The sequence below is a fragment of the Nocardioides islandensis genome, assembly GCF_015352455.1.
Classification (GTDB): domain Bacteria; phylum Actinomycetota; class Actinomycetes; order Propionibacteriales; family Nocardioidaceae; genus Nocardioides; species Nocardioides islandensis.
Map to the genome: position 1 here is coordinate 169646 of NZ_JADKPN010000001.1, position 20840 is coordinate 190485.

Here is a 20840-nt window from a genome sequence, read left to right on the forward strand (position 1 = left end):
TCACGACTCGGGGTCGTACCCGATCTCCCGGACCTCCTGGGCGCACCGGCACGCGACGGCGATCCTGGCCGCCCACTCCAGCGCCTCCTCGTGCGAGGCCACCTCGAGGATCGCGAAGCCGCCGAGGGCACGCTTCGTCTCCGGGTCCGGCCCGTCGGCGACCGAGCCGTCGGTCCCCACGATGCTCGCGCGCTGGCGGAGGATCCCACCGCCCCAGATCCACACGCCGGCCGCCTTGGCGTCGCCGACCACGGCGCGCGAATCCGCGCTCACGGCCGGCAGGTCCGCCTCCGCGATGTGGTCCATCGAGCCGTCGTCGAACGAGATCAGGTAGCGCGGCATCTGCGGATCCTGTCAGTCCCAGCGTCCCTGGCGACCCTGCTTGGTCTGCCCGCGCCGCTTCTTCTCGGCGATCCGCCTCTCCTGGCTGCCCTTGGTCGGCCTGGTCGGCCGCCGCTTCCTCGGCGGCGGAGCGGCCGCCTCGCGCAGCACCTCGACCAGCCGCTCGCGCGCGGCCCGGCGGTTGGCGAGCTGGGTGCGGTGCTCGCTCGCGGCGATGGTGAGCACGCCGTCGACCAGGCGGCCGGCGAGCCGGTCGAGGAGCCGGGCGCGGATCGTCGGGCCCACGCCGGAGGCGTTCGCCACGTCGTAGGACAGCTCGACCCGGCTGTCGGCGGTGTTCACGCCCTGGCCGCCCGGGCCGCTCGACCGGGAGAAGCGTTCTTTCAGCTCGCTGTCCTTGACGGTCAGCGAGCGCGAGACGACGAGATCGTCAAGCGCCAAGGGCGTTCGGCAGCGTCGAGGTCCAGGCCGCGCGCAGCTCGTCGAGCGGGATCGAGAACGCGCCCTCGACGGTGAACGCGTCGCCGCCGGTGGTGCCGATGCGGCGGGCCGACACGCCGAGGGCGCCGGCCATCGCCTCGAGGGCGCCCTCCTCGCCGGGCCGGACCGTCACCAGGCAGCGCGCAGCGGACTCGGAGAACAGCTGGACGAAGGAGTCGTCGGACGGGCCGACCGTCACGCCGACACCGTGCCGCAGCGCGGACTCGGCCAGCGCCTGGGCGAGCCCGCCCTCGGACAGGTCGTGGGCGGAGGTGAGCAGCCCGACGCCGTCGTGCAGGAGGGTCGCGAGGGCCCGCTCGGCCATCAGGTCGACGCGCGGCGGCAGGCCCCCGAGGTGGCCGTGCACGACGTGCACCCACTCCGAGCCGTCCAGCTCGTCCCGGGTGTCGCCCAGCTGGTAGACCGCCTCGCCCTCGGCGCCGAACGCGCTCGGGGTGCGGCGGCGTACGTCCTCGACCACGCCGAGCACCGCCACCACCGGCGTCGGCAGGATCGCGGTCGCGCCGGTCTGGTTGTAGAGCGAGACGTTGCCGCCGGTGACCGGGATGCCGAGCTCGAGGCAGCCGTCCTTGAGACCGCGGCAGGCCTCGGCGAACTGCCACATCACGGCCGGGTCCTCCGGCGAGCCGAAGTTGAGGCAGTCGGAGACGGCCAGCGGGCTCGCGCCACCCGTCGCGACGTTGCGGTAGGCCTCGGCGAGCGCCAGCTGCGCGCCGGCGTACGGGTCGAGCTTGGCGAACCGTCCGTTGCAGTCGGTCGCGACGGAGACGCCGAGACCGGTCTCCTCGTCGACGCGGATCATGCCGCTGTCGCTGGGCTGGGCGAGGACGGTGTCGCCGCGGACGTACCGGTCGTACTGGTCGGTGATCCACGACTTGTCGCAGAGGTTCTCGCTGGCCACCAGGCGGAGCACGGTGTCGCGCAGCTCGTCGCCGTTGGTGGGGCGCTGGAGGCCGGCGGCGGTGTCGGCCTGGAGGGCGTCCTGCCAGTCGGGGCGCTCGAAGGGACGGTGGTACGTCGGGCCGTCGTGCGCCACGGAACGCGGAGGTACGTCGACCACGCGCTCGCCGTGCCAGTCGATCTCCAGCCGGCCGGTGTCGGTGACCTCACCGACCACGACCGCCTCGACGTCCCACTTGGCGCAGATCGCCATGAGGGCGTCGACGTCCTCGGGCTCGACGACGGCCATCATCCGCTCCTGCGACTCGCTCATCAGGATCTCCTCGGGGGCGAGCGAGGAGTCGCGGAGCGGGACGCGGTCGAGCTCGACGTGCATGCCGCCGTCGCCGGCGCTGGCGAGCTCGGAGGTCGCGCAGGAGAGGCCGGCGCCGCCGAGGTCCTGGATGCCGGTGACGATGCCGGCCGCGAAGAGCTCGAGCGTGCACTCGATGAGCAGCTTCTCCATGAAGGGGTCGCCGACCTGGACGCTGGGCCGCTTGGCCGGACCCGTCTCGTCGAAGGTCTCACTGGCGAGGACGCTGACGCCGCCGATGCCGTCGCCGCCGGTGCGGGCGCCGTACAGGACGACCTGGTTGCCGGACCCGGTGGCCTTGGCGAGGTGGAGGTCCTCGTGCCGCAGCACGCCGACGCACAAGGCGTTGACGAGCGGGTTGCCGAGGTAGCTGGCGTCGAAGACGGCCTCGCCGCCGATGTTCGGGAGGCCGAGGCAGTTGCCGTAGCCGCCCACGCCGGCCACGATCCCCGGCAGCACGCGGTGGGTGTCGGGCTCCGACAGGGGTCCGAATCTCAACGGGTCCATCACGGCGACGGGCCGGGCGCCCATGGCCAGGATGTCGCGGACGATGCCGCCGACGCCGGTCGCGGCGCCCTGGTACGGCTCGACGTACGACGGGTGGTTGTGGCTCTCGATCTTGAACGTGACGGCGTACCCCTGGCCGATGTCGACCACGCCGGCGTTCTCGCCGATGCCGGCCAGCATCTTGCCGACGCCCGCCGTCCCGTCGGCGTTGGCGAGCGGGGTCTCCTGCGGGATCTCGGCGAACTGCTTGAGGTGCACCTTGGACGACTTGTAGGAGCAGTGCTCGCTCCACATGACCGAGTACATCGCGAGCTCGCTGCTCGTCGGCCGGCGGCCGAGGATCTCCTTGATCCGGGCGTACTCGTCGGCCTTCAGCCCCAGCTCCGCCCACGGCTGCTCGCGGTCGGGGTCCTTCTCGGCCAGGCCGACGGTGTCCAGCACGGGTTCAGGCTATCCACCGCCGCGCCGACGCCCGAGTCCTGACCGCGCTGCGTCGGTGCCGGAGAATGGCGCGATCGCGCGGTTACGGCAGATTTCGGGGCTGCAAACCTGCTGTACGGGCGCGATCGCGCGATTACTGGCACCCCCGCTCACGAATTACAGACTTGTAGTTACCGCGAACTCCTGTGACTCGTGTGATCAGTGAGGTTATGGTGACTCGGCCCGCCCGTCTTCCCCCGGGAGTCCAGCAATGCTCAGCGCCCCCTCCGGCCCGTTCTGCGGCCGCCGACGTCGCCCCCCGGCGACGGTCGCCGCGACGGTCCTGCTGCTGGTCGCCGGTCTGCTGGGAAGCACGGTCGGGATGTCGCTGGGCGCCGCGCCGGCATCAGCCGGCGTGGCGCCAGCGGCGGCCCTCCCCACCCAGGCGCTGCTGGACGGCAACGTCGTCACCCCCGGCGACTTCACCGGCTACGGCTTCGACCAGTGCCATGCGCCCGACCAGCGCTCCATGAACCGCTGGCTCACGCACTCGCCGTTCCTGGCCGCCGGCATCTACATCTCCGGCAACTCCCGCGCCTGCCGCGACCAGCCGAACCTCACCCCGAGCTGGATCAGCAACCAGCTGGCCAAGGGCTGGCGGCTCCTCCCGATCACGCTCGGCCCGCAGGCGTCGTGCCAGCCGCGGTTCCCGAGGTACGACGACGACCCGAAGATCAACCCGAAGCGCGGCACCGACGGGCTCTACCGCTGGGCCCGCGACCAAGGAACCGCCGAGGCGGCCAAGACCGTGGGCGTCGCGCAGGGCCTGGGCATCGCGCCGGGCAGCACGCTCTGGTACGACCTCGAGGGCTTCAACGACGAGATCACCGACTGCCGCGAGTCCGCGCTGGCCTTCCTGTCCGCGTGGACCGACCAGATCCACGCGCTCGGCTACGTGTCCGGCGTCTACTCCTCCGCCGGCTCCGGGATCGAGATGCTGGACGACGCGCGGGTCGAGCGGCCCGGCCAGTTCAGCCTCCCCGACCAGATCTGGATCGCCCGCTGGGACGGCCTGGCCAACACCTCGACGCAGTACATCCGCGACGACGGCTGGGTGCCGGGCGGCCGGATGAAGCAGTACCAGGGCGGCCACGACGAGACCTGGGGCGGCGTCCGCATCAACATCGACCGCAACTGGCTCGACCTCGGCCTCGGATCTCACGCCGACCGGGAGACCCACTGTGGCGGCGCGCGCCTCAGCTACTGGCGCTACCCCGCGCTCCAGCCCGGTTCGACCGCCAAGCAGGTCACCGCCCTCCAGTGCCTGCTGAAGGAGAAGGGCCTCTACGACGGCCCGCTGACCGGCACGTACGACGACGCGACGCTCGCCGCGGCCAACGGATGGATGGCGACCCAGGGCTTCCCGGTGCAGGCCAAGTTCGCGCCGCGGCACTGGGTCGCGTTGCTCAGCCTCGGCGCCAAGCCGGTGGTCAAGGTCGGCTCGGCCGGCCCCGACGTACGCCGCCTGCAGCGCGCCCTCGCCGCCGCCAGCCCGCAGCTGCACCTGACCGCCACCGGCGTCTTCGACAGCACCACGGCGGCGGCCCTCGGCGCCTGGCAGGAGGCGGTCGGCCTCCCCGTCACCGGCGTCGCCGCGCCGGGTACGTGGAAGAAGCTCTGGCAGGGGCTGCGCTAACCCGCGATCGCCGCGCCAAAGGACTGGAAGAAGCCGAGCCCGTCCGTGCCCGCGCCCGTCAGCGCCTCGACGGCGTGCTCGGGGTGGGGCATCAGGCCCACGACGTTGCCGCGCTCGTTGGTGATGCCGGCGATGTCGCGCATCGAGCCGTTGGGGTTGCCGTCGAGGTACCGGGCCAGCACCCGGCCCTCGCCCTCGAGGCGGTCGAGGGTGTCGGCGTCGGCGACGTACCCGCCTTCGCCGTTCTTGAGCACGATCGTGACCTCGGCACCTTCGTCGTACGCCGAGGTCCATGGCGTCCGGGTGTTCTCGATGCGCAGCTTCTGGTCCTTGCAGACGAACTTGCGGTGGTCGTTGCGGATCAGCGCGCCGGGCAGCAGGTGGGACTCGCAGAGGATCTGGAAGCCGTTGCAGATGCCCAGCACGGGCATGCCGCGACCGGCCGCCGCGACGACCTCGGTCATCACCGGTGCGAACCGCGAGATGGCGCCGCACCGCAGGTAGTCGCCATAGGAGAACCCGCCCGGCAGGATCACCGCGTCGACCCCCTGGAGGTCGTGGTCGCCGTGCCACAGGGCGACCGCCTCGTGGCCGCCGATGCGGACGGCGCGGCGGGCGTCCTCGTCGTCGAGCGACCCGGGGAAGGTGACGACGCCGACCCTCACGGCTGGTGCTCCGACACCGAGTAGTCCTCGATCACCGGGTTGGACAGCAGCGTCTCGGCCATCTTCCGTACCTCGGCCAACGTCTCCTCGGACGCGTCCCCGTCGACCTCGACCTCGAACCGCTTGCCCTGGCGCACGTCGAGGACCCCGTCGAACCCGAGCCGCGGCAGCGCGCCGAGCACGGCCTTGCCCTGCGGGTCGAGGATCTCTGGCTTGGGCATCACGTCGACGACATACCGGGCCACGCGACGATCCTAGGGTCTCGACGCGCGACGACCCTCAGCACCGCTACCGCCGCGGACGCGTCGCCACGATGACCATGGCCACGCCGATGCCCGCGACGGCCGGGCCGATGATGGCCCACTCCTCCTGGCCGGACATGGCACTGCCGCCGACGTACCCGAGCCCCTGGAACGTCCACAGCCCGCCGACCACGACGAGCGCGATCCCGAAGATCGTCCAGGTCACCTTGCTCATCGCGACGCCAGGGCGTCCGAGGCCCGCCGGAGGTCGGCCTCGATCGTGGCCGGCGCCAGGCGGCCGGCGACCGCCGCCGCGACGGCGAACGGACCACGCCCGATCACCCGGCCCTCGGCCGTCAGGCGGGTGCCCTCACCGGTCTTGAGGAACCGGAGCGTCAACAGCCCGTCGACGCCGTGCCAGGTGCCGAGCTCGGCGATCGTGCGGAAGGGCGTCAGCTCGGTCAGCTGCATGTGCGGCTTGATGCCGACCTTGGTGATGTCGCGCCACTGCATGCCGGCGTGCGGCTCACCCTCGTCCACGTCGGCCACGGCGCGCAGGCTGGACTGCCACTCCGGCCGGTTGCGCGGCTCCGCGAGGTAGCGGAACAGCGTCGCCGGCTCGTGCGGCAGGTCGAGCGTGATCGAGAACGAACCCATGTCGTAGCCGCGCCTCACCACGACTCGCCGGTGAGGCGTTCGTACGCCTCCACGTACTTCGCCCGGGTGCGGTCGACGACCTCGTCCGGCAGCGGGGGCGGCGGACCACCGGCGGCGCGGTCCCACCCGGAGGCGGGCGAGAGCAGCCAGTCGCGCACGTACTGCTTGTCGTACGACGGCTGCGCACGGCCCGGCTGCCACTGGTCCGCCGGCCAGAACCGCGACGAGTCGGGCGTCAGCACCTCGTCGGCGAGCACCGTCGTCCAGTCCGCCCGCCGGCCGAACTCGAGCTTGGTGTCGGCCAGGATGATCCCGCGCTTCCTGGCGATCTCCTCGGCCTTGGCGTAGACGGCGAGCGTGAGCATGCGCAGCTCCGCCGCCGCGTCGTCGCCGACCTTCTCGGCCACCGTCTCGAAGTCGACGTTCTCGTCGTGGTCCCCCAGCGCGGCCTTGGCGGCCGGCGTGAAGATCGGCTCGGGCAGCCGGCTGCCGTCCTGGAGGCCGGCGGGCAGCGCGATGCCGCACACCTCGCCGTACGTCCGGTAGTCGTTGAGGCCGGTGCCCGTGAGGTACCCGCGGGCGACGCACTCGATCGGGTACATCTCGAGCTTCTCGCAGATGACCGCACGCCCGCGGACGGCGTCCGGGACGTCGGTGGAGACGACGTGGTTCTGCACCAGCCCGGCGAGCTGGTCGAACCACCACAGCGACATCCGCGTCAGGATCACGCCCTTGTCGGGGATCGGGGTGTCGAGGACGTAGTCAAACGCCGAGATCCGGTCACTGGCGACCATCAGCAGGTGGCCGTCGGGCAGCTCGTAGAGGTCGCGGACCTTGCCGCTGTTCAGGTGCTGGGCGCCCTCGATCGCGGGGGCCTCGGGAATGTTCAGGTCGCCGCTCGCCACGCCCCGACCCTATCCAGGGTGGGGGCACGGAGGTGGCGAAGCGCGGGGACCGGACGGGATACCCGCTCGAGCGGGTATCCCTGACGTTCGGCGTCGTTGCAACGACGCCAAAGCGGCAGGAACGACGCCGGAGTACGACGTTCAGCCGGTGATCTCGAACGTACTCGCCCCGCTGACGGCCGCCTCGCGCACCGCCGCGTTGCTCACCCGCGCCGCCGCCGGCCCATGACGAAGCCAGACGACCATGTCGTTGACCAGGTCCGGCTCCCCCTCCACGTGGGCGAGCACGCTGCCGTCCGGCTCGTTGCGCACCCAGCCGGTGACGCCGATCCGCCGCGCCTCGTGCTGGGCGTCCCACCGGAACGCGACCCCCTGGACGCGCCCGGTCACCCGGACCTGGACGGCGGTCATGCTCACGGCTCCATCATCGCCGACCCTCGTCGAGTTGGCCCTCGTGGCGGTTCGACTCGGCCGTCGTGCGCCGTGCAGAACCAGACGGGCCCACCACGGAGTACGTGCCGTCCTCGACGAGCTGGGTGTCGATGCCCATGATCGCCCGGATGGCCCGAATCTGACCCGGGCGTGATGACGCCGCGCTGGAGCTCCTCGATCGCGGCGTTCATCACGACGGCGAGCGCCGGCAGGTCGTCGGCCGTCGCGCGCCTGAGGGTCAGGCCCCAGCTAGAGGATCCCGCCGGGTGCGTACGCCGCGGCGTCCGGGTCGGCGGCCACCACCTCGGCCACCCGGCGTACGACGGCCTGCGTCTGCGCGACGGCGGCGCCGGTGAACTCGATCGGGTCGGCCATCAGCGCCCAGATGTCGGGCTTGGAGAGCCTGAGGGCCGGGTCGGCGGCCAGCCGGTCGACGACGTCGTTCTCCACGGCGCCCTTGCGCAGGTCCAGCGCGGCGCCGACGGCCGCCTCCTTGATGGCCTCGTGGGCTACCTCGCGACCGACGCCCCGGCGTACGGCGGCCATCAGCACCTTGGTGGTGGCCAGGAACGGGAGGTACCGGTCGAGCTCGCGCTGGATCACCGCGGGGAAGGCGCCGAACTCGTCGAGCACGGTGAGGAACGTCCGGAACAGCCCGTCGGCGGCGAAGAACGCGTCCGGCAGGGCGACACGGCGGACGACCGAGCACGAGACGTCCCCCTCGTTCCACTGGTCGCCGGCCAGCTCACCCACCATCGAGAGGTAGCCGCGCAGCACGACCGCCAGGCCGTTGACCCGCTCGCAGGAGCGGGTGTTCATCTTGTGCGGCATGGCGCTGGAGCCGACCTGGCCCTCGGCGAAGCCCTCGGTGACCAGCTCGTGCCCGGCCATCAGCCGGATGGTGGTGGCCAGGTTCGAGGGCCCGGCGGCGAGCTGGACCAGTGCGGAGAGGACGTCGAAGTCGAGCGAGCGCGGGTAGACCTGGCCGACGCTGGTCAGCACCCGCTGGAAGCCCAGGTGGTGGGCGACGCGCTGCTCGAGGTCGTCGAGCTTCGCGGCGTCGCCGCCGAGCAGGTCGAGCATGTCCTGGCCGGTGCCCATCGGGCCCTTGATCCCGCGCAGCGGGTACCGGGCGAGCAGGTCGTCGAGCCGGTCGAGGGCGACCAGCATCTCGTCGGCGATGGTCGCGAACCGCTTGCCCAGCGTCGTGGCCTGCGCGGCGACGTTGTGCGAGCGGCCGGCCATCACGGTCGTCTCGTGCTCGGTGGCCAGGCGCGCGAGGCGGGCGAGGGTGGCGACGGTACGACGGCGCAGGATCTCCAGCGACTGACGTACCTGGAGCTGCTCGACGTTCTCCGTCAGGTCGCGGGACGTCATGCCCTTGTGGATGTGCTCGTGCCCCGCGAGCGCGGCGAACTCCTCGATCCGGGCCTTCACGTCGTGGCGTGTCACCCGCTCCCGGGCCGCGATCGACTCGAGGTCCACCTTGTCGACGACGTCGCGGTAGGCCTCGACGACCCCGTCGGGCACGTCGACCCCGAGGTCCCGCTGGGCCTCCAGCACGGCGATCCAGAGCCGCCGCTCGAGCACGATCTTGTGCTCCGGCGACCAGATCGCGGCGAGGTCGTCCCCGGCGTACCGGGTGGCGAGGACGTTGGGGACCGTCACGTACCGAAGTCTCCCATGCGGCCGCACGTCTCCCCAGCCGACACCATGGGGCACGAACGCCACCCTGGGAGCCCGTTTCGATGGCGTTGGGGACCAACGCCATCCTCACGGGCACGCGGCTAGATGCCGGCCGCGATGTCGTGGCGGTACTGGGCGCCGGGGAAGGAGATCGAGGCGACGCCCTCGTAGGCCTTGGCCCGCGCGTCCGCGACGTCGGTGCCGACCGCGACGACGGCGAGCACCCGGCCCCCGGCCGTGACCAGCCGTCCGTCAGCGTCGCGAGCCGTGCCGGCGTGGAACACGTCCACGTCCGGCTCGCGGTCGAGGGTCTCGGTGCCGACGATGACGTCGCCCGAGGAGGACGACTCCGGGTACCCCTTCGAGGCCATCACCACCGCCACCGCGCCGGCGTCGCGCCAGGCCGGCGGAGGTACGTCGGCGAGGCTGCCGGTGGCGCAGGCCAGCAGGAGGGGCGAGAGCGGCGAGTCGAGAAGAGCCAGCAGGGGCTGGGTCTCCGGGTCCCCGAAGCGGGCGTTGAACTCCACGACCCGGATGCCGCGCGAGGTGAGCGCGAGGCCGGCGTACAGGAGCCCGCGGAACGGCGTGCCGCGCCGCGCCATCTCGTCGACGGTCGGCTGGAGGACGGTGCGCGTCACGTCGTCGACCAGGTCGGCCGGCGCCCAGGGCAGGGGCGTGTAGGCACCCATGCCGCCGGTGTTCGGGCCTTGGTCGCCGTCGAAGATGCGCTTGAAGTCCTGGGCCGGGCGCATCGGCACGGCCGTCGTGCCGTCGCAGAGCGCGAAGAGGGAGACCTCCGGACCGTCGAGGTACTCCTCGACGACCACCTCCCCGCAGGAGGCCGCGTGGGCCAGGGCCGCGTCGCGGTCCGTCGTCACCACGACGCCCTTGCCGGCCGCCAGGCCGTCGTCCTTGACGACGTACGGCGGCCCGAACGCGTCCAGGGCGGCCGCGACCTCGTCGGGGGTGCTGCAGAGCCGGGCCTGCGCGGTCGGCACGCCGGCGGCGTTCATCACGTCCTTGGCGAAGGCCTTGGACCCCTCGAGTCGCGCCGCCTCGCGCGACGGCCCGAAGCAGGCGATGCCGGCCGCGCTCACCGCGTCGGCGACGCCGGCCACGAGCGGGGCCTCCGGGCCGACGACGACCAGGTCCGCCCCGATCTCCCGGGCCAGCGCGGCGACGGCGTCGCCGGACATCGGGTCGACGTCGTGCAGGGTGGCCGTCGTATCCATGCCCGGGTTGCCGGGAGCCGCGTGCACCTCGTCGACACCTGGGTCGCGGGACAGGGCGAGGACGAGGGCGTGCTCGCGCCCGCCGGTCCCGATGACGAGCGCCTTCACGAGGAAGGACCCTAGTGGGGGTGCGACCGCCGCTCGATGGAGACGCCGTAGGCGGACGGCCGGTACCGCAGGATCGGGTCGTCGCTCAGCTCGATGCCGTCCACGATCCGCGTGGGGTCGAAGACCACGACGTCGCCCTCGGCCTCGTGGTCGTCCTCGGGCGTGGTGATCTCGAACCACCCCGCCACGAACTCCCGGCTCCCCCGCCACACCGACATCGGGTTGTGCGGGTCGTCCCGGGGGCCGGCGACGGTGACGACCATGTCGTAGGCGACCGGGCCCTGGGCGAGGCGGGCGAGGATCTCGTCGCGCAGCCGGTCACGCCCGGAGAAGCGGCCGGGCGGCCGGGGGCCCTGCCGGGGCACGAACCGGTACCGCACCCAGGTGCCGTGCCCGGAGAGCGTGAGCCAGCGATAGGCGTGGATCGGGTAGTACGTCGCCTCGGCGTAGCTGAACGGCGGCGCCAGGGCCTTGGCGCGGGCGTTGGCCGCGAGGGCCAGCGCGGTCTTCGGCCGGGTGGCCACGAACTTGGCCAGCTCGCGCCGGTCGCGGGTGATCTCGGTGAGCCGCACGAAGTCCTCCGGCGTGCGGACCGGGAAGCGCGGCACGGTCTGGCCGAGCAGGTCGGTCGACGTGCCGTCCGGGAGCACGAACGACACCGCCATGCCGCGGACCATCGGGCGGTCGTCGTTCGCGTCGGGACGCCCGCTGCCGTTCGACCACCGGACCAGGACCGGCACCGTCTCGCCCTGGAGGTGGCCCGCGCGACAGATCGCGGTCGCCTCGGGGCTCGCGTTGAACGTGCCCGAGTAGAAGTGGCCCTTGGCGTGCAGGGCGCGATGCCCGGGGGGCGCGTTCTGGGCGGCGGTGATGCGGTCGATCGCCTCAGCCGGGTCGAGCATGACTCCGAGGCTAGGCCCCTCGGTGCCGCGTTGACAGGAATGTCCGGTAACAGACTCCGATCGCGAACACGACCAGCCCCGCCACCACCGACTGCCAGGGCAGCGTGGCGACGAGGACCAGGCAGCCGGCCATGCCGAGGACCTGCAGCCCGCGCGGGTACCGGCGCTGGTCGTCCCCCTGGGCCCGCGCGGCGGCGTTGGCGACGAAGTAGTAGAGCAGCACGCCGAACGACGAGAACCCGATCGCCCCACGCAGGTCGACCAGCAGGACGATGACGACGACCACCGCGGCGACGCTGAGCTCGGCGCGGTGCGGCACCTGGTACGTCGGGTGCACGGCGTCCAGCCACCGCGGCAGGTCGCCCTCGCGGGCCATCGCCAGGCTGGTGCGGCCCAGACCGGCGACCAGCGCGAGCAGGGCACCGGCCGCGGCGAGGGCGGCGCCGACGCGGACGACCGGCCCGGCCCAGTCCCACCCGGTGGCAGCGACCGCGTCGGCGAGCGGCTCCGTCGAGGCACCGGTCGCGCCGGGGCCGAGCACGGCGAGGACGGACACGCCGACGACGCTGTACACGACCACGGCCCCGGCGAGGGCGCCCACGATCGCCCGAGGGATGACCCGGGCGGGGTCGCGCACCTCCTCGCCGAGGGTCGCGATCCGGGCGTACCCGGCGAACGCGAAGAACAGCAGCCCGGCCGACTGGAGCAGCCCGTAGGGACCGTGCGGGAGGTCCCAGTCATCGATGGCTCGCGCGTGGCCGCTCGTGGCGCAGGCCGCCACGGCGGCGGCGAGCGCGAGCAGGACGAGGGTGACGATGACCCGGGTGAGTCCCGCTGTCCGCGTGATGCCGGCGCAGTTGACGAGGGCGAGCACGATGACCACCGCCGCGGCCACGGGCTTCTGCCAGCCGTCGGGGACGGCGTACGCCGCGAACGTCATCGCCATCGCGGCACAGCTGGCCGTCTTGCCGACCACGAAGCCCCAGCCGGCCAGGAAGCCCCACCAGTCGCCCAGCACCTCGCGGCCGTAGAGGTAGGTGCCGCCGGCGCGGGGGTACGCCGCCGCGAGCTGCGCGCTGGCCGTCGCGTTGCAGTACGCGACCACGGCCGCGATCGCGAGGCCGAGCAGGAACCAGGAGCCGGCCGCGCGGGCGGCCGGCGCGAACGCGGCGAACACCCCGGCGCCGATCATCGAGCCGAGCCCGATGACGGTCGCGTCGCCCAGCCCCAGACGGCGCGCCAGGGCCGGCTGTGTGCTCACACTCGTCATCCCAGCACCTCCGGCCTTTCTCGGGTGAAGGTCAGGCGTCCATCGCGGCGGCGATCTTCTGACCGACCGCCTCGATCTCGTCCTTCGCGACCAGTGGCTGGGCGTCCTCCCAGACGGGGAGGAACGGGCCGGCCATGTCCAGCCGGCCCAGCGGCCGCGGGACGAACCAGAGGTGGAAGTGCGCCCCGCCCTCGCCCCAGCGGTACACGTGGACGCGGCCGACGTCACCCAGGCTGGACACCGCGCGCTCGACCTTGCCGGCGACGGCGCCGAGGGTCGCGGCGTACTCCTCCGGCATGTCGGCGAAGGAGTCGAAGTGCGCCCTGCTGGTCAGCCACACCGAGCCCGCGAGCCCGGTCTGGCCGGGGTTGTGGAGGCTCCAGAGGTCGTCGGCCCAGATCGCGTGGTCACGGGCATCGGGGGCGCAGGGGAAGCACGGCTCTCCGCCCTCCTCGCCGCGCCGCGGCGGTTCGGGGATGGTCAGCCCTGCGGGCTCCTTGAGCGTCAGTGGTTCGAGGTACGGGAGTGTCATGGCTCCACGTTCGGCGACCGGGGGCGGTACGTGCTTGATCGAGGTTGCCCACCGCTGGTCGATCAGGTCGGCACCTCGAGGGTCTGCTCGCGGCCGGGGCCGACGCCGACGCCCCAGATGCGGGTGCCGGACATCTCCTCCAGCGCGCGGACGTACGCCTGGGCGTTCACGGGAAGGGAGTCGAAGGTGCGGCAGCCGGAGATGTCCTCCCACCAGCCGGGGAGGAGCTCGTAGACGGGTGTCGCGCGCGCGAACTCCGACTGCGTCATCGGCATCTCGTCGTGCCGTTCGCCGTCGACGTCGTAGGCCACGCAGACCGGGACCCGCTCCCAGGACGACAGCACGTCGAGCTTGGTGAGGAAGAGGTCGGTGAGGCCGTTGACGCGCGAGGAGTAGCGGGCGACGACCGCGTCGTACCAGCCGCAGCGACGGTTCCGGCCGGTCGAGACGCCGACCTCGCCGCCCACCTTCCAGAGCTTCTCGCCGTCCGCGTCGAACAGCTCGGTCGGGAACGGGCCGGAGCCGACACGGGTGGTGTAGGCCTTGATCACGCCGATCACCCGGTCGATGCGGGTCGGCCCGATGCCCGCTCCGGTGCAGACGCCGCCGGCGATCGGGTTGGACGACGTGACGTACGGGTAGGTCCCGTGGTCGACGTCCAGCATGGTCGCCTGCGCGCCCTCGAAGAGCACCGTCTGCCCGGCGTCCAGGGCCTTGTTCAGCAGCAGCGAGGTGTCCGCAACCATCGGCCGCAGCCGCTCGACGTACGAGAGGAGCTCCTCGACCACGGCGTCGACGGCGATGGCGCGGCGGTTGTAGACCTTCGCCAGCACCTGGTTCTTCAGGTCGAGGGAGGCCTCGACCTTCTGCCGCAGCAGCTCCTCGTCGAAGAGGTCGGCCACGCGGATGCCGATGCGGTTGATCTTGTCGGCGTACGTCGGCCCGATGCCGCGGCCGGTCGTGCCGAGCTTGGCGTTGCCCAGGAACCGCTCGGTCACCTTGTCGATGGTGGCGTGGTACGACGCCAGCACGTGCGCGTTGGCGCTCACGACCAGCGGGGCGAGCTCGACGCCGCGGGCCTCGAGCGCGTCGAGCTCGCGGAACAGCGCCTCGGGCGAGACCACGACGCCGTTGGCGATCACGCACGTCGATGCGGGCGTGAGGATGCCGCTGGGCAGCAGGTGGGTGGCGAACTTCTCGCCGTTGACCACGATCGTGTGCCCGGCGTTGTGGCCGCCGCTGGTGCGGACGACGTAGTCGATGGTCTCGCTGGTGGCCAGGAGGTCGGTGGCCTTGCCCTTGCCCTCGTCGCCCCACTGGGCACCGAGGACGACGATCGCCGGCATGTCGTCTCCTGCTGGTCGCGGTTCGAGGTGGTTCCTGAGGTGCGAGCGTGCGAGCCTCGAAGGGCGGGCCTGAGGCTACTGCAAGGCCGCCGCGGGGGGAGGGGCTAGTGTCCGCCGCAATGGACCCGCTCATCGTCATCACCAACAAGGACGCCGGTACGGCGGACCAGGAGACCCTCGACGTCGCGCTGGGGGTCCTGCGCGAGCGGACGTCGGTGGAGGTGGCCGCGACCTCGGACCCCGGCGAGCTCGACGGCGTGCTCCAGCGCGCCGGCTCGCGCCGCATCGTGGTGGCCGGCGGGGACGGCAGCCTGCACGCCGTGATGGCGGCCCTGCACCGTCGCAACCAGCTGGGCGACGCCGTCGTCGCGCTGCTCCCGCTCGGGACCGGCAACGACTTCGCCCGCGGCGTCGGCATCCCGCTGGACATCGAGGACGCCGCGCGGATCGTGCTCGAGGGCGAGGTGCGCGAGACGGACCTGATCGTCGACGAGGTCGGCGAGATCGTCGTCAACAACGTGCACGTCGGCGCGGGCGCGGAGGCCAGCCGCAAGGGTCACACCTGGAAGACCCGGCTCGGCTCGATCGGGATCGGCAAGGTCAACCTGGGCAAGCTCGGGTACCCGATCGGCGCGCTCCAGTCGGCGTTCAACCACGCCGAGCTGCACCTGCGGGTCGAGGTCGACGGCAAGGTCGTCAACGACCTGGACCGTCCGGTCCTGATGGTCGCTGTCGGCAACGGGGCCAACATCGGCGGCGGCACCGGCGTGACGCCCTACGCCGACCCCGAGAGCGGGTCGGTCGACGTGATGGTGTCGCGGGCTGTCTCCCCGCTGGCCAAGCTCTCGTACACGATGAAGATGGCGCGCCAGGGCTCGCACCTCGAGCACCCGGACGTCGACTACCACCGCGGCACGACCGTGTCGGTGTCCGGCGAGGCGTTCTACTGCTCGGCCGACGGCGAGATCTACGGGCCGGAGCGCCAGCGTTCGTGGCACGTCGAGGCGGCGGCGTACCGGTTCGTCCTGCCGTCTGCCGAGCAGGCCGTCTTCGACTAGAGCCATCCTCGGCGCACGGCCTCGACCCCGGCCTGGAAACGCGTGTCGACGCCGAGCTCGATCAGCAGCCCGGCGACACGGCGGCGCACCGTCCGCAGGCTGAGCCCGAGGGTCCGCGCGATCTGCTCGTCCTTCGCGCCGGCCGCGAGCTGGCGCAGCAGGTTGCCCCGGATGTCCACCCGCGGGCGCCGGGTGTCCAGGTCGGGCAACGCGACCGCCTGGTCCCAGTAGCTCTCGAACAGCAGCGCCAGCGCCCCGACCAGCGCCGGCTGGCGCACCAGCAGCCGAGGCTCGTCGGCGAACCCCAGGGGCTCGGGCAGCACGGCGTGGGTGCCGCGGATCACCAGCATCCGTGTCGGCATCTCGTCGATGACCCGCACCTGCTCGCCCTGCCGCGCCCGGGCCTGCAGCACCTCCGGTGCCTCGTGCAGCGCTCGCATCGGGTAGATCGCCAGCGAGCGACGTCCGGACGCGACGGCGCGGCCGACGACCACCGAGATCGCCGACTCACGGGGCATCCGCCAGGCGTCCGGCCGCCACCAGAGGAGGTCGCCCTGGCTGGTCTCGATCAGCTCGGTCAGCAGCGCCAGCGCGTTCCCGCCGGCGCTCAGCTCGCCGTCGAGGCCGCCGAGCTGCTCCATCTGGCCCGGACCGGGCTGGAACGACGAGGCGACGAGGTACGGGATCGCCTGCGCCAGGTCGTGCAGCCGCTCCCGCGTCCGCGCGGCGGTCTCGGCCTGCTCGTCGATCAGGTGCGCGACCAGCGCGGGGAGCGGCAGCACCGTCAGCCGCCCGTCGCGCAGGTGCGCGATGCCGCGGTCCAGCAGCACGCCGAGGAGCTCGGGGAGCCGGTCCGGCGAGGTGCCCAGGACCGTGGCGACGTCACCGACCGGTCCGCCCGAGAGGGGCAGCAGCTGCTGGTAGCGACGTTCGTCGTCGGCTCCCAGCCCGAGGGCGGTGAGCACCGAGGTGACGGTCCGGCGGGCGGCGCGAGGCACGGCTGGCATGTTAGTGCCACAGGCATTCCTTAGCCAGGTGGCACGGACAGGACAGTGCAACGATGAAGCCGCGACATCAGGCACCTGACCCCTCTCGGGGGTTCGGTACCGGACGCCCACTCAACTGCGGGGGATGGGTCGGCGGCGTCGACGAGCGCCGGAGTGGACTCAGGGGACAACTCCGGCGCTCTGTCATTTTCGCCTTCGCTTCGCTCGGGCATGTCGCCTCGCTATGACCCCCGTCCTTCCTCCTCGGCTCGCTCGCTGGCGCTCGCTTCGCTCGTCGTGCAGGACGGGGGGCGCTCGGCGACGTTGCTTCGGGTTGCGGTGGCGGTTCGGGCTGCCCACGTCCGCATCACGTGCGAGTCCTGCCTCGTTGAACGGGTAGCGTTTCGGCCCATGTCCACCACCCCGACCGACTGGGTCACCCGAGCCGCCGACGACGCCATCGGGCACGCCGGCGAGGGGAAGCCGGTGACGGTGTCGTCGGGGATCTCGCCGTCGGGGCCGGTGCACCTGGGGAACCTGCGGGAGTTCCTCACGGTGCACTTCGTGGCCGACGAGCTGCGGCGTCGTGGCGTGCCCGTCCGGCACCTGCACGTGTGGGACGACTACGACCGGTTCCGCAAGGTGCCCAGGGAGGTCGACCCGTCGTACGCCGAGTACATCGGGCGGCCGCTGAGCGCCGTACCTGACCCGTGGGAGTGCCACCCGTCGTGGGCGGAGCACTTCAAGGAGCCGCTGCGGGAGTCGCTGCACGCGATGGGCTGCGACATGGAGGAGGTCTCGCAGACCGAGCGCTACCAGGCAGGCGTCTACCGCGAGCAGGTGCTGCTGGCCGTGCAGCACCGGGGCGAGATCGAGAGCGTGCTCGCGCGCTACCGCACCAAGAAGGTCGTCGCCGAGCCCGTCAGCAAGCAGGAGGCCGAGGCGCTGGAGGACTCCGTCGCCGCCGACGACGACGTCGAGGGGACCACCGAGCTCGAGCGCTTCCCCTACAAGCCGTACTGCCTCACCTGCCTGCGCGACGCGACCACCGTGACGGCGTACGACGACGCGAGCACCGACCTGTCCTACACCTGCGACCGCGGTCACGCGCACACGATCAACCTGGCCACCCAGGACGAGGGCAAGCTCGCCTGGAAGGTCGACTGGCCGATGCGCTGGGCCTTCGAGCACGTCGACTTCGAGCCCGCCGGCATGGACCACGCGACGCCCGGTTCGTCGTTCACGGTCGGCCACGAGCTGGTCGAGAAGGTCTTCGGGATGCCGCGCCCCGCCTGGTTCGGCTACGGCTTCGTCGGCTTCGCCGGCGTGCAGAAGATGTCGTCGTCGGCCGGTGGCGCCCCCACCGCCCAGGACGCGCTGCGCGTGCTCGAGGCGCCGATCCTGCGCTGGCTCTACGTCCGCCGGAACCCCAAGCAGACCTTCGACATCGACTTCGGACCCGAGGTCGTGCGGCTCTACGACGAGTGGGACTCCCTGTCCCGCAAGGCCGCCGATCCCGGGAAGCGCGACGTCCAGGTGCTCGCCTGGGAGCGCGCCGCGGCGACCGCCGCCGGGCCGCTGCCCGCGCCGCGCGTCGTCGTACCCTTCCGCCTCCTGTCCTCGGTCGCGGACGTGACCGCCGGGTCCGCCGAGCAGATCAGCCGGATCGTCGGGGAGTCCGTGGAGGACATCCAGCCTCGGCTGGACCGGGCGATGGCGTGGACGCTGGAGTACGTCGCACCCGAGGACCGCACGAACGTCCGGGAGACGCCCGACGCGGCGACGCTGGCCTCGCTGTCGGAGGAGGAGCGCGAGTGGCTGCGGCTGCTGCGTGACGGGCTCACCGAGCCGCTCAGCCTCGACCACGTGACGTCGCTGGTGTACGGCGTGCCCAAGCTCGCGCGCGGCATGGCGCTCGACGACAAGCCGACCGACGAGGTGAAGGCCGACCAGAAGCAGTTCTTCGGGCTGCTCTACCGGCTGCTCGTCGACGCCGAGCGCGGCCCGCGCCTGCCCACGCTGGTGATGGCGCTCGGCGCCGATCGGGTGCGGTCGCTGCTGGGCGGCTGACTACAGCAGCTCGTCGGCCGCCGCCGGGCTGGAGTCGCGCAGGAACGTCGAGCACCGCTCCCACTCCTCCTGCTCGCCGATGGCGCGCGCGGCCAGGGCGAGCAGGGCGAGTGACCTGAGGAAGCCACGGTTCGGCTCGTGCTCCCACGGCACCGGGCCGTGCCCCTTCCAGCCGTTGCGGCGCAGCATGTCCAAGCTGCGGTGGTACCCGACGCGCGCGTAGGCGTACACCGTCAGGTCGCCATCAGCGCTGCCGGCATCGGCGTCGTGGGCCTCCTTGGCAGCCAGCGCCAGGGCCGCCCACGCGGCCGGCGACGCCGGGTGGCGGCGTACGACCTCACCCGGCGAGGCACCGCCGGCGAGCTCGGCGTCGGCCGGGTCGACGGGCAGCTCGGTCGGCGGTGGTCCGGCCATCAGGTCCTGGAAGCTCATGCGCTGAAGCCTAGGTCGCGGGAATCGCCGTCGGCGGGCGGGTGTTGACTCCGGTCATGGCCCAGACCGCGCCCCAGCAGCCCACCTCCCAGGTTCCCGAGGACGTGCGCCCCTGGCCGGCGCTGTTCGCCCTGTGCCTCGGGTTCTTCATGATCCTGGTGGACACCACCATCGTCACCGTCGCGACGCCGTCGATCATCGAGGACCTGCACGCCGACGTGAACGAGGTCGTCTGGGTCACCAGCGCCTACCTGCTGGCGTACGCCGTCCCCGTGCTCATCACGGGCCGGCTCGGCGACCGCGTCGGACCGAAGAAGATCTACATGGTCGGCCTGACGATCTTCACGCTGGCGTCGCTGTGGTGCGGCCTGACCTCGACGGTCGAGATGCTGATCGTGGCGCGCGTGGTGCAGGGTGTCGGCGCCTCGCTGATGACGCCGCAGACGATGGCCGTCATCACCCGGATCTTCCCGGCGACCGAGCGCGGCAAGGCGATGGCCCTGTGGGGCGCGACGGCCGGCGTGGCCACGCTCGTCGGCCCGATCCTGGGCGGGGTGCTCGTCGACGCCCTCGGCTGGGAGTGGATCTTCTTCATCAACATCCCGGTCGGCCTGGTGGGTCTGGTGCTCGCCTTCCGGCTGGTGCCCGACCTGCCGACGCACGCCCACAAGTTCGACTGGCTGGGCGTGGCGCTGAGCGGGCTCGGCATGTTCGCGCTGGTGTTCGGGATCCAGGAGGGCCACCAGTACGACTGGGGCACGATCTCCGGCCCGATCTCCGTGTGGGGCCTGATCATCGCGGGGCTGGTCATCTTCGCGGTCTTCGTGCTCTGGCAGGCCCGCAACCGCAGCGAGCCCCTGGTCCCGCTCGGCCTGTTCAAGGACCGCAACTTCTCCGTCTCCAACTTCGCGATCTCCACCATGTCGTTCACCGCGACCGCCATGGGCTTCCCGCTGATGCTCTACCTCCAGCTGGTCCGCGGCATGTCGCCGACCGCGGCGGCGCTGACGTTCGTGCCGATGGCGGTCGTCTCGATCGTGATGGCGCCGATCGTGGGTCGCTACACCGACCGGGTGCACCCCCGCCTGCTGACCGGTGCCGGCTTCGCGTTCACCGCGCTGGCCGTGTGGTGGGTCTCCCTGGAGGTGCGCCCCGACAGCGCGCTGTGGCAGATCCTCGCCCCGATGGCGCTGCTGGGCTTCGGCATGGCCGGGGTCTGGGCGCCGCTGGCGGCCACCGCCACCCGCAACCTCCCGCCGCAGTTCGCGGGCGCGGGCTCGGGTGTCTACAACGCCACCCGCCAGGTGGGCGCCGTGCTCGGCGCGGCCGGCATCGCCGTGCTGATCGACTCGCGGCTGGCCGCCGAGGGCCTGGCCTCCGGTGGTGGCTCCGCCGAGGCCGCGGGTGCGGGCGGCGCCCTGCCGGCCCAGGTCTTCGAGCCCTTCAGCACCGCGATGTCCCAGTCGCTGCTGCTCCCGGTCGCCGTGCTGGCGCTCGGCTTCCTGGCGTGCCTCGGTTTCGAGCAGATGCGCCACATGGTGCGACCCGGGAGTCCCACCCAGGCCGGCGCCGAGCCGGAGCCGGCCCCGACGTCCTGAG

21 protein-coding genes are annotated in these 20840 nt (G+C 72.3%); 4 read left to right on the plus strand and 17 right to left on the minus strand.

Features of this window, described 5'->3' with window-relative positions; translation table 11 throughout:
- The 3 genes from ISU07_RS00875 to purL are packed head-to-tail and all read right to left on the minus strand — an operon-like array spanning position 1 to position 3043.
- Positions 1 to 342: a YciI family protein gene (locus ISU07_RS00875; RefSeq protein WP_194704870.1), complete on the minus strand. Its 342-nt coding sequence runs from the start codon at positions 340 to 342 to the stop codon at positions 1 to 3.
- A gap of 12 nt (positions 343 to 354) precedes the next feature.
- Positions 355 to 783 (minus strand): alternative ribosome rescue aminoacyl-tRNA hydrolase ArfB, encoded by a 429-nt coding sequence (gene arfB, locus ISU07_RS00880; protein ID WP_194704871.1) that lies wholly within the window; start codon positions 781 to 783, stop codon positions 355 to 357.
- Positions 773 to 3043: a phosphoribosylformylglycinamidine synthase subunit PurL gene (purL, locus tag ISU07_RS00885; RefSeq protein WP_194704872.1), complete on the minus strand. Its 2271-nt coding sequence runs from the start codon at positions 3041 to 3043 to the stop codon at positions 773 to 775. The genes arfB and purL overlap by 11 nt, the downstream gene beginning before the upstream one ends.
- A 250-nt stretch (positions 3044 to 3293) precedes the next feature.
- Between purL and ISU07_RS00890 the strand changes: the two genes are divergently transcribed.
- A complete protein-coding gene (locus ISU07_RS00890; protein WP_194704873.1) occupies positions 3294 to 4718 on the plus strand; it encodes a glycoside hydrolase domain-containing protein in 1425 nt (474 codons plus the stop codon).
- Here the strand turns inward: ISU07_RS00890 and purQ are convergent.
- The 12 genes from purQ to ISU07_RS00950 form a co-directional block, all read right to left on the minus strand.
- Positions 4715 to 5383, minus strand: coding sequence for a phosphoribosylformylglycinamidine synthase subunit PurQ (purQ, locus tag ISU07_RS00895; protein ID WP_194704874.1), 669 nt, complete (start codon positions 5381 to 5383; stop codon positions 4715 to 4717). The two genes, ISU07_RS00890 and purQ, sit on opposite strands and share 4 nt — an antisense overlap.
- Entirely contained in the window at positions 5380 to 5628 is a 249-nt protein-coding gene (gene purS, locus ISU07_RS00900) for a phosphoribosylformylglycinamidine synthase subunit PurS (RefSeq protein WP_194704875.1), read from the minus strand. The genes purQ and purS overlap by 4 nt, the downstream gene beginning before the upstream one ends.
- A 43-nt stretch (positions 5629 to 5671) precedes the next feature.
- The gene (locus tag ISU07_RS00905; RefSeq protein ID WP_194704876.1) at positions 5672 to 5860 is read right to left on the minus strand and encodes a hypothetical protein; all 189 of its coding nucleotides are present in this window, start codon (positions 5858 to 5860) and stop codon (positions 5672 to 5674) included.
- Positions 5857 to 6282, minus strand: a complete 426-nt coding sequence (locus tag ISU07_RS00910) for an SRPBCC family protein (protein WP_194704877.1) — start codon at positions 6280 to 6282, stop codon at positions 5857 to 5859. The genes ISU07_RS00905 and ISU07_RS00910 overlap by 4 nt, the downstream gene beginning before the upstream one ends.
- 14 nt (positions 6283 to 6296) lie before the next feature.
- Positions 6297 to 7187, minus strand: a complete 891-nt coding sequence (locus ISU07_RS00915; RefSeq protein WP_194704878.1) for a phosphoribosylaminoimidazolesuccinocarboxamide synthase — start codon at positions 7185 to 7187, stop codon at positions 6297 to 6299.
- A 141-nt stretch (positions 7188 to 7328) separates the two neighbouring features.
- Positions 7329 to 7598: an acylphosphatase gene (locus ISU07_RS00920; RefSeq protein ID WP_194705668.1), complete on the minus strand. Its 270-nt coding sequence runs from the start codon at positions 7596 to 7598 to the stop codon at positions 7329 to 7331.
- A 270-nt stretch (positions 7599 to 7868) separates the two neighbouring features.
- Entirely contained in the window at positions 7869 to 9287 is a 1419-nt protein-coding gene (gene purB / locus ISU07_RS00925) for an adenylosuccinate lyase (protein WP_194704879.1), read from the minus strand.
- A 119-nt stretch (positions 9288 to 9406) separates the two neighbouring features.
- A complete protein-coding gene (gene purD, locus ISU07_RS00930; RefSeq protein WP_194704880.1) occupies positions 9407 to 10645 on the minus strand; it encodes a phosphoribosylamine--glycine ligase in 1239 nt (412 codons plus the stop codon).
- Between the two features lie 11 nt (positions 10646 to 10656).
- Complete coding sequence (locus tag ISU07_RS00935) at positions 10657 to 11547, minus strand: catalase (RefSeq protein WP_194704881.1); 891 nt, start codon at positions 11545 to 11547, stop codon at positions 10657 to 10659.
- A gap of 10 nt (positions 11548 to 11557) precedes the next feature.
- A complete protein-coding gene (locus ISU07_RS00940; protein ID WP_194704882.1) occupies positions 11558 to 12808 on the minus strand; it encodes an APC family permease in 1251 nt (416 codons plus the stop codon).
- Positions 12809 to 12848: 40 nt separating this feature from the next.
- Positions 12849 to 13349 carry a hypothetical protein gene (locus ISU07_RS00945; protein ID WP_194704883.1) on the minus strand — a complete coding sequence of 167 codons (501 nt, stop codon included), beginning with the start codon at positions 13347 to 13349 and terminating at the stop codon, positions 12849 to 12851.
- 62 nt (positions 13350 to 13411) lie between these two features.
- Entirely contained in the window at positions 13412 to 14695 is a 1284-nt protein-coding gene (locus ISU07_RS00950; protein ID WP_194704884.1) for an adenylosuccinate synthase, read from the minus strand.
- Between the two features lie 119 nt (positions 14696 to 14814).
- Between ISU07_RS00950 and ISU07_RS00955 the strand changes: the two genes are divergently transcribed.
- Positions 14815 to 15753 carry a diacylglycerol/lipid kinase family protein gene (locus ISU07_RS00955; protein WP_194704885.1) on the plus strand — a complete coding sequence of 313 codons (939 nt, stop codon included), beginning with the start codon at positions 14815 to 14817 and terminating at the stop codon, positions 15751 to 15753.
- Here the strand turns inward: ISU07_RS00955 and ISU07_RS00960 are convergent.
- A complete protein-coding gene (locus ISU07_RS00960; protein ID WP_323742346.1) occupies positions 15750 to 16751 on the minus strand; it encodes a helix-turn-helix domain-containing protein in 1002 nt (333 codons plus the stop codon). The two genes, ISU07_RS00955 and ISU07_RS00960, sit on opposite strands and share 4 nt — an antisense overlap.
- A 399-nt stretch (positions 16752 to 17150) precedes the next feature.
- On the opposite strand from ISU07_RS00960, the gene lysS reads away from it, so the two are divergent.
- On the plus strand, positions 17151 to 18809 hold the full coding sequence (lysS, locus tag ISU07_RS00965; protein WP_194704887.1) for a lysine--tRNA ligase: 1659 nt from the start codon (positions 17151 to 17153) through the stop codon (positions 18807 to 18809).
- Here the strand turns inward: lysS and ISU07_RS00970 are convergent, their stop codons facing one another.
- Positions 18810 to 19241, minus strand: coding sequence for a DUF3151 domain-containing protein (locus ISU07_RS00970; RefSeq protein WP_194704888.1), 432 nt, complete (start codon positions 19239 to 19241; stop codon positions 18810 to 18812).
- Positions 19242 to 19297: 56 nt separating this feature from the next.
- Here ISU07_RS00970 and ISU07_RS00975 point away from each other — a divergent pair, with 56 nt between their 5' ends.
- Positions 19298 to 20839 (plus strand): DHA2 family efflux MFS transporter permease subunit, encoded by a 1542-nt coding sequence (locus tag ISU07_RS00975; RefSeq protein ID WP_194704889.1) that lies wholly within the window; start codon positions 19298 to 19300, stop codon positions 20837 to 20839.
- The last annotated feature ends 1 nt before the right edge of the window (position 20840 follow it).